Source organism: Chlorobaculum thiosulfatiphilum, from assembly GCF_006265165.1.
In the GTDB taxonomy this organism is placed as follows: Bacteria; Bacteroidota; Chlorobiia; order Chlorobiales; family Chlorobiaceae; genus Chlorobaculum; species Chlorobaculum thiosulfatiphilum.
Genome location: NZ_VDCH01000042.1, coordinates 1 through 12,864, shown reverse-complemented (window position 1 = coordinate 12,864; position 12,864 = coordinate 1). Strand labels below are relative to the sequence as shown.

The 12,864-nt window shown below is 55.8% G+C and carries 11 protein-coding genes; 2 read left to right on the top strand and 9 right to left on the bottom strand.

The window, feature by feature from the left end; genetic code table 11:
* Positions 1–28 precede the first annotated feature (28 nt).
* The 4 genes from FGF66_RS12050 to FGF66_RS12030 form a co-directional block, all read right to left on the bottom strand.
* Positions 29–298: a hypothetical protein gene (locus FGF66_RS12050; RefSeq protein WP_139457875.1), complete on the bottom strand. Its 270-nt coding sequence runs from the start codon at positions 296–298 to the stop codon at positions 29–31.
* 2 nt (positions 299–300) lie between these two features.
* Positions 301–573, bottom strand: coding sequence for a DUF1488 family protein (locus FGF66_RS12045; RefSeq protein WP_170181372.1), 273 nt, complete (start codon positions 571–573; stop codon positions 301–303).
* Positions 574–1,233: 660 nt separating this feature from the next.
* Positions 1,234–3,117: a biotin/lipoyl-containing protein gene (locus tag FGF66_RS12035; protein WP_139457873.1), complete on the bottom strand. Its 1,884-nt coding sequence runs from the start codon at positions 3,115–3,117 to the stop codon at positions 1,234–1,236.
* A 113-nt stretch (positions 3,118–3,230) separates the two neighbouring features.
* Positions 3,231–4,760, bottom strand: a complete 1,530-nt coding sequence (locus tag FGF66_RS12030; RefSeq protein WP_170181371.1) for a fumarate hydratase — start codon at positions 4,758–4,760, stop codon at positions 3,231–3,233.
* Between the two features lie 255 nt (positions 4,761–5,015).
* Here FGF66_RS12030 and FGF66_RS12750 point away from each other — a divergent pair, with 255 nt between their 5' ends.
* Together FGF66_RS12750 and FGF66_RS12020 are read left to right on the top strand one after the other, a co-directional pair.
* The gene (locus FGF66_RS12750; RefSeq protein ID WP_170181370.1) at positions 5,016–5,171 is read left to right on the top strand and encodes a hypothetical protein; all 156 of its coding nucleotides are present in this window, start codon (positions 5,016–5,018) and stop codon (positions 5,169–5,171) included.
* Between the two features lie 184 nt (positions 5,172–5,355).
* Positions 5,356–6,903: a bifunctional aminoglycoside phosphotransferase/ATP-binding protein gene (locus tag FGF66_RS12020; protein ID WP_139457870.1), complete on the top strand. Its 1,548-nt coding sequence runs from the start codon at positions 5,356–5,358 to the stop codon at positions 6,901–6,903.
* Positions 6,904–7,006: 103 nt separating this feature from the next.
* Here FGF66_RS12020 and FGF66_RS12015 read toward each other — a convergent pair whose 3' ends face one another.
* The 5 genes from FGF66_RS12015 to FGF66_RS11995 all read right to left on the bottom strand — a co-directional run.
* A complete protein-coding gene (locus tag FGF66_RS12015) occupies positions 7,007–7,882 on the bottom strand; it encodes a VIT1/CCC1 transporter family protein (RefSeq protein WP_139457869.1) in 876 nt (291 codons plus the stop codon).
* 289 nt (positions 7,883–8,171) lie between these two features.
* On the bottom strand, positions 8,172–10,061 hold the full coding sequence (gene htpG, locus FGF66_RS12010) for a molecular chaperone HtpG (RefSeq protein WP_139457868.1): 1,890 nt from the start codon (positions 10,059–10,061) through the stop codon (positions 8,172–8,174).
* A gap of 394 nt (positions 10,062–10,455) precedes the next feature.
* The gene (locus FGF66_RS12005; RefSeq protein WP_139457867.1) at positions 10,456–11,352 is read right to left on the bottom strand and encodes a hypothetical protein; all 897 of its coding nucleotides are present in this window, start codon (positions 11,350–11,352) and stop codon (positions 10,456–10,458) included.
* A 77-nt stretch (positions 11,353–11,429) separates the two neighbouring features.
* Positions 11,430–12,026 carry a hypothetical protein gene (locus FGF66_RS12000; protein ID WP_139457866.1) on the bottom strand — a complete coding sequence of 199 codons (597 nt, stop codon included), beginning with the start codon at positions 12,024–12,026 and terminating at the stop codon, positions 11,430–11,432.
* 122 nt (positions 12,027–12,148) lie between these two features.
* Positions 12,149–12,864 (bottom strand): hypothetical protein (locus FGF66_RS11995; protein ID WP_211342013.1); only part of this gene is annotated, 716 nt, incomplete at its 5' end.

Sequence of the window (12,864 nt, the reverse complement as noted above, 5' to 3'; positions counted from 1 at the left end):
CTGCGGCAAACTCAACATGGCTATCGAATCATGACGGAACAGCAGAAGCCCTTACCCACGATATTCTGCGAAGAACCCGTATTTGAGGTGACGCTCGAAGAACATAAAGGCTTGAATCTAATCCTTCTGGCATATTTATTTTGTGAGGGCGATAAATGTGCTGTGTAAAAACATCAAGATTAGTATCAAATGTTGCAGCATATCTATCGATTGCAGCTTCAACACGCCCCTTCTCCTTGACATCGAGTTTCTTAATATCTTTTTCAAACGGACGTGTAATATTGAATGTGATTTCCATAATCACAGATTTTCTGTATTACCAACATCACAGCTGGTAATAACAACGGGACTCAAAGCGCCAGAACGAATTTTCTGTTCAGCTATTGCCTCGAAACTGGATTGATTCGCACGAAACTGTTGCTCTACCGTGTCATAAGGATTGCTAGGGTCTATGTCTTGCAGAGCGTCCGTTGAAACCGAGCAAATAACACTATTTCCATTCACGACGGCTTCAAAATTAATCCCAAATGCTTGTGAATTAACTGCGAACTTTCCGCTAAAAGTAATATTCATTGCATTCTTCTTGTTTTTAGTAGCGAACAACATAGTTAAGTGAAAGCATAGCCATTTACTTTAAAAATAATGTTAGACACACCCCTACTCACACAATAACAAGGGTATAAAATCAATGATTTATACTAACTTTAGTGGTTGTAACGCTCACCGTTTCCTTAAGTTCCATAATAGAGTCTTGCCTTATCAATCGCGTTGTACCGTCCGTTCTTTCTACACGATATGACTGTGGTGTTTTCTTAATGCATTTAACACCATACTCATATTCAACTTCATAACGTCCTGTTGCAAATACGACGTCATATATTTGGCCTATTTTCATCATTATTTTGTCTTATTTATGCAGTATCAAGATATTGAAAGTGAAAGCAGCATAAATTTGAGTCCGGATGCAGCGACTACGGTCTAACATTTATTAAACAGTTTCCGTATAAGACATCTGACGATTAATTGTTGTCCTCATATCGCGCTTAGGATAATACTAAGAAAAACCTTGATAAAGCCTTATACTCAAGCACGTTATAAAGATCAAGTTTTTTATTCTACAGCGACGAATAACCTTTTCCTTAAACTTAGCACTTAATCAGCAAATAAAAAAGGGCAGACCTTTTTAAGCCTGCCCTTTTTTAAAAAGTACTGTGACGACTTGTCCGCCCCTTCTCACTCGATATACATCAGCGGCTGGTTGGCGGAGAGGGTGTCGCCGGGTTTGGCGAGGACGACCGTTACGATGCCCGCCTTGGGCGCTTTGACCGGGGACTCCATCTTCATAGCCTCCATCACCGCGACCTCCTGGCCTTCCTCAACCTTCTGACCGGCTTTGACCTCCATCTTGAAGACATTGCCCGGCATCGAAGGAAACACCGGCGTACCCTGATGCTGCAACTGCGGCGCTGGCGCGGCCATCTGCGGCATCGCGAAGGGCTGCGCTCCGGGAGCGGCGGACTGCGCCATCACCATGCCGTCGGCGATCACGACGTTGAACGATTTGCCATCGACCATCACCATGTAGCTGCCCGACAGGTTGCTGCGTCCGGCGGGTTTGATGAGGTCGGAGAGGCGATCCTGCAAGGAGTTGCCGTGCGAGGTGACCTTCAGCTCCTCGGCGTCTTTTTTCGCCTCCTCCTCAGCCTCGACGTCCGCCTTGTAGCGAATGCCGAGCGGCTTGTCTCCCTTGAGGAAGCCAATGCCCTTGGCGCCGCAGGTGGCCGCGATGAAAACGTTCTCGTCGGTAATCTCCAGACCCGCCTCTTCGAGAAGCTTGCGGTTGTGCTCGACGCCGAGGTCGGGGTTGCGGTCGTTGATGTCGTGCACGTCCTGAACGGTCGGCTCCAGGCCGAGCTGTTCGGCGGCGAGCGCCACCACCTCCGGATCGGGCGCGGCAGGCGTTTTGCCGAAGTAGCCGAGCACCATCTTGCCGTAACCGTCAACGATCTTTTTCCACGGTCCCTGCACGGTGTTGGCGAAGGCCTGCTGGAAGTAGAACTGCGAGACCGGCGTCACCGACGAGCCGAAGCCGCCCTTTGCGACAACCTCGCGCATGTTGCGGATCACCTCCGGGAAGAAGTGCAGCGTGTCGTGGTCGCGCATCATCTGGGTGTTGGCCGTGAGCGCACCGCCCGGCATCGGCGAGAACGGAATCACCGGATTGACCTCCTTGGCCTCCGGCGGCATGTAGTACTTGTCCATGTGCTCGATGAACATCGACTCGACGTTGAGGTACTTCTCCTGGTCGATGTCGAGCGTGTAGTCGGTGCCGCGCAGGCGGTGCCACATGGTGAGGATGTCCACCTCGGCGGTGCCGCCGCTGACCGGAGCCATCGCCAGATCGATGATGTCGATGCCCGCCTCGATGGCGGCGAAATTGCAGGCCACGCCCATTCCGGCGGTGTCGTGGGTGTGAAACTGGAGCACCGTGCCTTCGGGCAGCATCTTGCGAGCGCCCTTGATCGTCTCATAGACAACGGCGGGCGTCGTGGTGCCGGAGGCGTCCTTGAAGGCCACGCTGTCGTAGGGAATGCCCGCGTCGAGAATCTCCTTGAGCTTGTCGAGGTAGAACTGCGGCGTGTGGCAGTAGGATTCGTTGAGGCCCGGCGGCAGCCCCATCAGGGCGACCACCACCTGGTGCTTCAGCCCGGCGTTGACGATGCACTGGCCCGACCAGGCCAGGTTGCGCACATCCATGAGCGCGTCGAAGTTGCGGATGGTGCTGACGCCGTGCTTCTTGAAAAGTTTGGCGTGCAGGTCGATGATGTCGCGCGACTGCGAGACGAGGCCGACTACGTTGGAGCCTCGCGACAGCGTCTGGAGGTTGATGTCGGGGCCAACCACGCGGCGGCAGGCGTCCATCATCTCGAAGGCGTCCTCCTGGCAATAGAAATACAGACTCTGGAAGCGCGCGCCTCCGCCGATCTCGAAGTTATCGGTGCCCGCCTCGACGGCAGCTTCAAGCACCGGCAGGAAATCCTCGGTTTTGACTCTTGCTCCGTAACAGGACTGGAACCCGTCGCGGAAGGAGACATCCATGAACCGTATTTTTTTCATATAACACTCTCGTTGGTGATTACTGATCCGTCAGGGCCAACCTTCGCCACGACGATTCGTGCGGCGGAAAAGGCGGCCTCTCCGGTAAAAATTGATTGAGTCCGACCGGAAACTCAGGCCTCCTTGCCGATGCTTTCGAGCATCGCGAAGGACTCCTCGTCCACCTGCTGGTGCAGGCTGTTGCCGTGCGCGTCCATCGTGACGATGCACGGGAAGGCCTTGACCTGCAAGTGCCACATCGCTTCCGGTACGCCCATCTCTTCGAGGAAATCGACGCCGGTCACCTTTTCGATACACTTGGCGTAGTACTGCGCCGCGCCGCCGATGGCGTTGAGGTAAACCGCGCCGTGCTTCTGCAAGCCCGCCAGCGTCTTCGGCCCCATGCCGCCCTTGCCGATCACGGCGCGCAGGCCGAGCTTCTCGATGACGTCCGCCTGGTAAGGCTCCTCGCGGATCGAGGTGGTCGGGCCAGCGGCGACGACCTGGTAATCGCCCGCCTCGTTCTTGAGCATCACCGGGCCGCAATGGTAGATGATGCCGCCGCGAATGTCGAGGCCCTCGGGCAGGTCGTGGTGCATGATGTAGTGGTGGAAGGCGTCGCGCCCGGTGTGCATTTCGCCATCGACAATCACGATGTCGCCCACCTTGAGCGAGCGGATCGTCTCTTCGCTCACCGGCGCGGTGAGCACCACCTCGCGGCCCGTCAGCGGAATGCCCGCGCCACGCGCCATGCGCTTGATTTCGCCCGGATAGCGGTACTGCCATTCGGTGATCGCGCCTTCTTGCGGATCGACGATGACGCCGAGACGGCGGTAGGCCCAGCAGTTGTAGGCCACGGAGACGAAGAAGCTCGCGGGGACGCGATGCGACTTGCCGATCTTGCAGCCAAGCAGCGTGGTCTTTCCGGCAAAGCCCATCGGCCCGATGTTCAGACGGTTGGCCTTTTCGAGAATCTCCGCTTCGAGTTCGGCCAGCGCCGCGTCGGAATTGGTGTCATCGACCGAGCGGAGCAACTGCTTCTTGGCGAGATCGTAGCCGCTGGTGCGGTCGCCGCCAATGCCGACGCCGATGAAGCCGGGGCTGCACCCCTGCCCCTGCGCCTGGTAAACGGCGTGAAGGATGCACTTGCGCACACCGTCGAGGTCGCGAGCCGCGCGGCCAAGGCCGGGAATTTCGGCGGGAAGCGAGTACTGGATGTTCTTGTTCTCGCAGCCGCCGCCCTTGAGAATGAGCTTCACCTCGATCTCGTCGCGCCCCCACGGCTCGAAGTGAATCACCGGCACATGCTCGCCGAGGTTGTTGCCGGAGTTCTTGCCGGTCAGCGAATCGACCGCGTTGGGGCGAAGCTTGCCGGTGCGGGTCGCCTCGACGATGGCCGACTCGATATCGCGCTTCATCGCCAGCAGGTCGGCCCCTTTCGGCGCGTGGACGAAAAAGGTAGGCATACCGGTATCCTGGCAGACAGGGGCGAGGCCATCGACCGCCATGTCGATATTGAGCGTGATGGCGGACATGGCCAGCCCCGCCCTCGAATCGGCGGCATCATTGCCGACGGCATCGGCGATGGCCTGGCGAACGTCGCTCGGCAGATTCGCGGAGGTCTCCGTGATCAAGGCTATCATTGAATCCCTGAACTGTTTCATAGTCGGCAAGCTTGTGGTGAACGAAGATTGTGAACGCGTCTCCTGCAATCAGCCTTATCGTTGCCATCCCGCCGGACGATCCGCGAGAAACGGAGCGCCGTTCCGGTGAAGTTGCCCATCATCTGGCGAAGCGGGCCGTGCAGACAAAGAATCTGGAAAACTCTATCATCGATTACGCCCTTATTTGCTGATAATTCAAGCGATAATCGAAGGCTGGCAGTAAAACGTGGAATTTACAACTTTTTTTGAGAAACCATGAACCGCATCTGTTTCGAGACAAAAGGGACGCCGAAGCGTCAAGCCAACGGCAAATTGTCCGGCAACCGATTGCATTTGCGAACCATCCCGGCTTGTCGGGACACGCTGCCGCACATGGGCTTTGAACGCCTGGATGTCAAATCACAACTGTAGGGACGGGTCTTGTGCCCGTCCTCTTGCGCAGGAGCACCGATGCTGTTCAAATGGTGATCCATACCGATCGTCGATGACGGTATATACATCGATACTGTGGATACCTCGCCATTGCGCCCAATTCTGGTTATCCCGGATTTTTTGCCTTAGCTTGTGGATGAAACCGTCAAAACCCGCGAAAAGCATGATCCAGCCAGCCGAAGCCCTTCGTCATCCGGAGGCCTATCCTCATCCGGTCGAACCGGAGATCGTGGTGGTCGAGACCCATATTTCATGGATATTCCTGACCGGCCGGTTCGCCTACAAATTGAAAAAGCCGGTGAACCTCGGCTTCCTCGACTTCTCCACGCTCGAACGGCGCAGGCACTTCTGCCACGAGGAGCTGCGCCTGAACCGGCGGCTCTGCCCGGAGCTGTACCTCGACGTGCTGGCGGTCACGGAGTCGGCGGGCAAGTTGCGGATCGGCGGCGATGGCGACGCGGTGGATTACGTCATCCGCATGGTGCAGTTCGACCGGCGCTTCGAGCTCGACCGCCTGCTGCGCAATGGCGAACTGACGATGCGCCAGATCGATGAAGCCGCATCGGTGATCGCTAAGTTCCACGCCGAGGCTCCGCGAGCCGATCCCGCCGCGACGTTCGGTACGCCGGAGGTGATTGTCAAGCCGATGCTCGAAAACCTCGACCTGACCGAAGAGGTCGCCCGCACCATCGAGGAGCGGAGCGAGATCGAAAAGCTCCGGCACTGGACGCTCGCCGAGCACCGGCGGCTCAGCGGTGTCGTGCGGGAGCGCAAGGCGCTCGGCATGGTGCGCGAGTGCCACGGCGACCTGCACACGGGCAACATGGTGATCCGCGACGGCGAGATCGTGATTTTCGACTGCATCGAGTTCAGCCACGCCCTGAGCATCATCGACGTGATGAGCGATGTCGCCTTCCTCTTCATGGATCTGGAGCACTCCGGCCACCCGGAACTGGCGTGGCATTTCCTGAACGCCTGGCTCACGAAAAGCGGCGACTACGGCGGCTTGCAGGTGCTGCGTTTGTATTGCGTCTATCGCGCGATGGTGCGGGCCAAAGTGACCTCGATCCGCCTCGCGCAGGAGTCCGGCGAGGAGGAAAAAGCCAAAACCCTCGCCGAGCACCACTCCTACATTCAACTCGCGCTCGGCTACACCCGCCCGCCTTCGCCGATGCTGCTCATCACGCATGGCCTGTCGGGCAGCGGCAAATCGGTGATCTCCGCCCGTCTCGCTGACGCGGGCGGCTTCATCCACATCCGCTCCGACGTCGAGCGCAAGCGCCTGTTCGGCATCGACAGCCTCGATCGAAGCGCCGGAAAAGGACTCGACATCTACACCGCTGAAACGACGAGGAAGACCTACGCCGCGATGCTCGACGCCGCCTCGACCGCGCTGTCGGCAGGCTTTTCGGTGATTGTCGATGCCACCTTCCCCGACGCCCACAAGCGAGCGCCCTTCCTCCGCCTGGCCAGAACGCTGGAATACCCGTGCCACATCCTCTGCTTCCACGCCCCGCGCGAGGTGCTGCGCGAGCGGGTGCGGGCGCGCCACGAAGCAGCGAGCGACGCCTCCGAAGCCGACCTGAACGTGCTCGAAGCCCAGCTCCACGCCATCGCGCCACCCGACGGAGACGAAAAAGCCCTCTGCATCAAAATCGACACAGAGGGCGAAGTAAACATCGAAGCGCTGCTTAAAGCGCTGGAACAATGAACGGAGCTTGTCCACATCGTCCACCTTTGACAAGGGCAACCGCGAGGGTTGCCCCTACAGCATTCACAACCACGTCCACCAAATCCACGCCGTCCACTCTACGCTACACCTCAATGCCGAAAAAGTAGCGAATGCCAAGCCCCGCCAGGAAGCTGATGCCGGAGACCGCAAAGATCAGCCCGGCCATTTCGAGAAAGCGGCTCTTGAACGGTACGCCCTGGGCGACGGAAACATAGAAGTTGAAGAGCGCGATCACCACGAGCGCTCCGGCGAACGCGAGCGCGAGGCTCAGATAGATGTCATTCAGAACGAGATAGGGGACGATCAGCACCGCCACGGCGATGATGTAGGCCACGCCGGTGTATAACGACGCTTTCAGCGGATTTTTCGTGCCCGGCTCGGCCTTGGTGGAGAGATACTCCGAGGAGGCCATCGACAGGGCGGCGGCAAATCCGGTGATCATCGCCGTCAGCGCCACCAGCCGGGCATTCTGCAAGGCGAAGGTCAAGCCAGCCAGCGCGCCCGTCAGCTCCACCAGCGCGTCGTTCAGGCCGAGCACGATCGAACCGGTATATTGCAGCCGCTCCTCGTCGAGCACGGCAATCAGCGCCTGCTCGTGCTCCTCCTCGTCCTCGATGAGGCCGCGGATTTCGCTGCCCATGCTCACCACGCGCTCGTACGCCTTCTGCGCATCCTGCTCTCCCCCCTCCATCAGCTTGACGGCAAAGGTAAAGCCGAAAAGCAGAGCGATCATCGAATAGAGCCAAATCTTGAAGCGATCCGGCTCGATGTCCCGTCCGGTATATTTTTTCCAGACATTGTAATGGCGCAGCTCATCCTCGGAAATCTGGGCGAAGATGCGGCGGTTCTTCACCCCCTCCACCCGTTTGGCGAGATTCTTGTAGATATGGTGCTCGGTGATCTCGTTCTTCTGAAATCCGGCGACATGCCGCAGTTCTACTTCCGATAACTGGCTCACAAATGGGACAAATTAATGGTTAAGGTTCAGCCGGTCTGATGGAGCGAATCGCCACTCCATCAGACCGGCTGATCATAAAAAAAGAAAAGGAAGACTCCGCAAGAGTACAGTAATGGAAGAAATTGGGCTAAAGCCCTGAATTATTTTGCGGTACCCATAAACCCCGGACTGAAGTCCGGGGCAATTTTCAAGAGTTTACTTGTCGAAACAATAATTGCCCCGGCTTTCAAGCCGGGGTTCAGAACTGACAATTATTTCATGGGCTTTAGCCCCATATCTCTTTTTTCTTTTATGCCCGCGTCGCCGCTTCGACCAGCTCGTTCATGCGCGAAACGTAGTCGGCGACCGATTCGAGGTCGCCTTCGAGCAACAGCGCGCTCTCGAAAAGCTGCGTGACCGCCGCGCGAACGACCGGGTCGGCGGAGAACCCGACGGCGTGCTTGCCCGCGAGGTTCCGGATGATCGGGTGCGCGGTGTTGACTTCGAGAATCTTCTTCGAGCCGGGCATGTCGGCATCCTGGCCCATCATCTTCATCATCTTCTCCATCTGGCTGTCCATCGCGTCCTTGCCGCTCACCAGAGTGACGGGAGAGCTGACGAGCCGTTTGGACTCCACCACGTCGGCGACGCGCTCGCCCAGCACCTCCTTGAAGAGCGAAATCACGCCAACCGTGCCTTCAGCGCCGAGGCGCTCGCCTTCGGGTTCCAGCGTACTCGTGTCGATCTCGGCCTTCTCGATCGACTTGAGCGGCTTTTTGTCGTACTCGAAAATGGAGGGAATCACGAACACATCGACCGGGTCGGAGAGCAGGAGCACCTCGATGTCGCGCTTCCTGAAATATTCGAGGTTCGGATGCACGAGCATCTGCGGGCGGCTGTTGCCGGAGTGGTAAAAGATTTCCGTCTGCCCCTCGGCCATGCGCTCCACGTACTGCCTGAGCGTGACGTATTCGCCCTCGCCGGTTTTGGTGGTCTCGAAACGCAACAGATCGATCAGCTTGTCGCGGTTGGTGTAATCGGTGTTGAGGCCGATTTTCAGGATCGTACCGAACGCCTTGTAGAAGGTGCGGAATTTCTCTGGCTCCTCTTTGGCGATGGTATCGAACCAGCCGAGGAGCTTGGTGGTGAGAATCTGCTTGATTTTGGCCATCACCGGGCTGGACTGCACCAGCTCGCGCGACACGTTCAGCGACAAGTCCTCGGTATCGACCACGCCGCTGACGAAGCGCAGGTACTCCGGCAACAGATCGCGGCACTCGTGCTGGATCAGCACCTTCTTGACGTAGAGCTGCGGCCCGCGTTTTTCGAGCGCGCCCTGGTTGTAGAGCAAATCCATCGGCGCTTCGGAGGGGATGAAGAGCAGCGCCTTGAAGCTCACCGCGCCCTCGACCGACACGTGCAGGTAGTCGAGCGGATCCTTGTAGTCGTTCGAGATGAACTTGTAGAACTCGTTGACCTCCTCCAGCTTCAGCTCGCTCTTCGGACGCTGCCAGAGCGCGGTCATGCTGTTGATCTGGCGGCTGCCGATGCAGATCGGATATTCGACGAAGTTGGAGTATTTCTTGATGATCTGCTCGATGCGGTACTCTTCGGCGAACTCCCTGAACTCCTCCTTGAGGGTGAACGAAATCCGGGCGCCGCGAGCCTCGCGCTCGACCGGCTCGATGGTGTAGGAACCCTGGCCGGTGGATTTCCAGCGCCACCCCTGCGAGCCGCTCTCGGCGCTGCGCGTTTCGACGGTCACTTCGTCCGTCACCATGAAGACCGAGTAGAAGCCCACGCCGAACTGGCCGATGAGGTTGGCGTCGAGGCGTTGCCCCTCTTTCTGCTGCTCCTTGAGCGCCTCCATGAAGCCAAGCGTTCCGGATTTGGCCACCGTGCCGAGGTTGGCGACCAGCTCGTCCTCGCTCATGCCGATGCCGGAGTCTTCGATCACGAAGTTGCCAGACTCTTTATCGACGGTGATGGTGATCTTGAGGTCGCCGGACTTGTCGATGCCCTCGTCGGAGGAGAGCATCCGGAAGCGAGCCTTGCCAAGCGCGTCGGAGGCGTTGGAGATCAGCTCGCGCAGAAAGATTTCGGGATGGGTGTAGAGCGAATGGACGATCAGGTCCAGAAGCTGCTTCATTTCAGCCTTGTATTCAAACTCACGAACGGGTGAGGTGGAGTTGCTGCTCATAATGGATTTGATGGATAAATTAACGGGGATGCGCGATTCCTTCCAGAAAAAGAGAATCGCTGGATGCGCGGCCACGCGTTACGAGACCGGGCAATCGAGGGGTAAATTTAAGGGAGTAAGTTAAATATAGCAACAACTGAATGGTTACGGTACACTACTGAAATAACACAGCCGCTTGCGCTATTGAAAAGCACAAGCGGCTGTGGAACTCACAATGTAAAAGGCGCTCTGAAAAATTTGTCACGCTCTCCGATTGCCGCTTCAGTTATCCACGCATCGAGATTATCATCCATCAAGCTTTCGGAACTCAGGTTTGTGCGCGCCACACCATCATGGTACACGCAACCCCATCTCAAAATTCTTTCAAAGCGCCCTTTAAAAACCTCATCAGACGTTATTCAGCATCGTCTTTCTGAATCGCCTCATACTTCTTTTTATTGTTGCCGTTGCCGTTGCCATTAGAATCATCCGGAGAAGTCCTGTTCGACAACAGGTCCACAACCTGACTCTGGTCACTATCGACAAGAACAAGGAACGTGCAACCGATAAGCGCCGTTGGAGCCGTGACGCCTTCGTTTGATGTAAAACCTGACCCAAGACCAGCCATGACACCCATAGGTCCATTGATCAATCCCGAAGCAAGCGGTGCAAGTGTGGCTCCGGATGCCTTGCCATCGACTCCAAGGGCAATAGAAATAGTACTCGGAACTGAAAGAAGAGTGACATTATAGCCTTTCAAATCCCGGATACCAGCTATATACTGACGCGCATCGAAAAGCAACGTTGAAAAATCAACCTCATCAGCTTTATCTTTTCGGCTCTGGACAGTCAGGGAACCAATCACTTCACCTCTCCCCACGCCGCTCAGATTTATATAAACATTTCTATCCTTGTTTGCCGACCTCGAGGCGGGAAATGAAGCATTGAAAATAATCTTTGTTCCACCGCTAGTCCCGAGAGCAACATCATGGCAAGATGCATAGACCATGTTTTTCGATAACAACGTTGCACCTAATGCCTGAGCAGGATAGCCTTTCAGGTTAAAAAGGGTAGGAGCAGTGGCTCCGACGCCTGGTGTCCCGGGAAGATAGGGAATAGGTTGAGATGCCTCAAAATTCTGTGATACAGACCCTCCGGAACTATTATAGAACGTACCTCCGGATAAGGCCGTCGCATTGTTGCTATTGTCATTTGTGATATCGCCAATAGTGGCAGACGCCGTAGTATCAGCCCCGAACGCAACATTGCCTGTCAAAAGGACAGAAAGACTCAATAATAACAAGCGCTTCATTTATCACCCCCTGAAAGTTCTTAAAATAATGGTTGGCTGGAATATTCCAGCCAACCACGTATAAGCATAACGAAATGTTACGGCGTAACGGCAGCATTGTAATTGTAGCTTCCGCCAACACCAAGCGCGGTAGCAGTATTGCTGAGATCGATATCAACTGCACCTGTAGAAATCGCACCTGAGGTAGCGGTTATGTTGACGTTTCCGGAGTCACCACCGGCAGCGGCAGCACCACCTAATGGAGACGCACTAGCAGAGGCAGCAGCGGGGCCGCTACCAGCAATCACACCACCGGAACCCATGAAATCGAGATCAGCATAGGTCGATTCGGCATCACCAAGCTGCAAAGCGAACGCCACGCTGGAGACGTCGATCATATCGCCGCCAACTGCGGGAGCGTCATAGGCGACCTGCAGGTTGCCACCGGCTGCGGGAGCATCTTCGTCCGCATTGATGCTGCTATCAAAACTCACGCTCTTATCCACATCGATGTCCACGCTCTTATCCACATCAACATCGAAGTCATTTGTTTCATTGATTAATGAAACATCGAGTTCGATATCATTATTGCTGAACAGATCAGGTGCTGCTGCTGCTGCGCCGCCTGCAAATGACGTGCCGCTGAATCCAAGTGCGGAAACGGCTACCAACGCTGTGATGATTGTCTTTTTCATGATAAAATCCCCCATTGGTTTAGAGAGTTCTGTGTTTTTCCATTCAGATCGTGAACAAGGAACACGCTTACCTCAGGTTGAGTATTGGTAAGCTACTTCTGTGGCTCATGAGCACAACAGACTTACGGATTAACTGCAGGTGTATTGTAATTGTAGTTTCCGCCAACAGCAAGCGCCGTAGCACTGTTGCTCAGATCGATCGTCACTGCACCTGTCGAAACAGCGCCTGTGGTTGAGGTCACCGTCACGTTTCCAGAGTCACCTCCGGCAGCGGCGGCACCACCTAATGGAGACGCATCAGCAGCGGCAGCACCGGCGCCACTTCCTGCAATCACACCACCGGAAGCCAGTAAAGCAAGCTCGGGATATGTCGAGGCGACATCACCCAACTGAATGGCAATTGCGCTCGCATTAACCGTGATCATGTCACCACCAACCGCAGGAGCGTCATAGGCAACCTGAAGATTACCACCAGCCGCAGGAGCGTCTTCATCTGCATTGATGCTATTATCCACGCTAAAGCTATCATCCACAGTCGATGTGAAACTGTTGTTCAAAGTAGAATTGAACGTGTTGCTTTCAGTTTTCGATGAAAAATCGACATCAAGATCATTGTTGCTAAACAGATCAGGTGCTGCTGCAGCGGCGCCGCCTGCAAATGAGGTCCCGCTGAATCCAAATGCTGAAACGGCTACCAGCGCTGTGATGAATGTTTTTTTCATGATAAAATCCCCCATTGGTTTAGAGAGTTTTGTGTGTGTTATTAATCCGGCCAATAAAACTCGCAAATATATTATATTGCGGGTATGGAAAAAATCGATATTAGAAAAGTCTCTGA

Excerpts from the sequence above, each read along its gene's own strand:
- FGF66_RS12050 (WP_139457875.1), bottom strand. The coding sequence starts at position 298 with ATGGAAATCACATTCAATATTACACGTCCGTTTGAAAAAGATATTAAG.
- FGF66_RS12045 (WP_170181372.1), bottom strand. The coding sequence starts at position 573 with ATGAATATTACTTTTAGCGGAAAGTTCGCAGTTAATTCACAAGCATTT.
- FGF66_RS12035 (WP_139457873.1), bottom strand. The coding sequence starts at position 3,117 with ATGAAAAAAATACGGTTCATGGATGTCTCCTTCCGCGACGGGTTCCAG.
- FGF66_RS12030 (WP_170181371.1), bottom strand. The coding sequence starts at position 4,760 with ATGAAACAGTTCAGGGATTCAATGATAGCCTTGATCACGGAGACCTCC.
- FGF66_RS12750 (WP_170181370.1), top strand. The coding sequence starts at position 5,016 with ATGAACCGCATCTGTTTCGAGACAAAAGGGACGCCGAAGCGTCAAGCC.
- FGF66_RS12020 (WP_139457870.1), top strand. The coding sequence starts at position 5,356 with ATGATCCAGCCAGCCGAAGCCCTTCGTCATCCGGAGGCCTATCCTCAT.
- htpG (WP_139457868.1), bottom strand. The coding sequence starts at position 10,061 with ATGAGCAGCAACTCCACCTCACCCGTTCGTGAGTTTGAATACAAGGCT.
- FGF66_RS12005 (WP_139457867.1), bottom strand. The coding sequence starts at position 11,352 with ATGAAGCGCTTGTTATTATTGAGTCTTTCTGTCCTTTTGACAGGCAAT.
- FGF66_RS12000 (WP_139457866.1), bottom strand. The coding sequence starts at position 12,026 with ATGAAAAAGACAATCATCACAGCGTTGGTAGCCGTTTCCGCACTTGGA.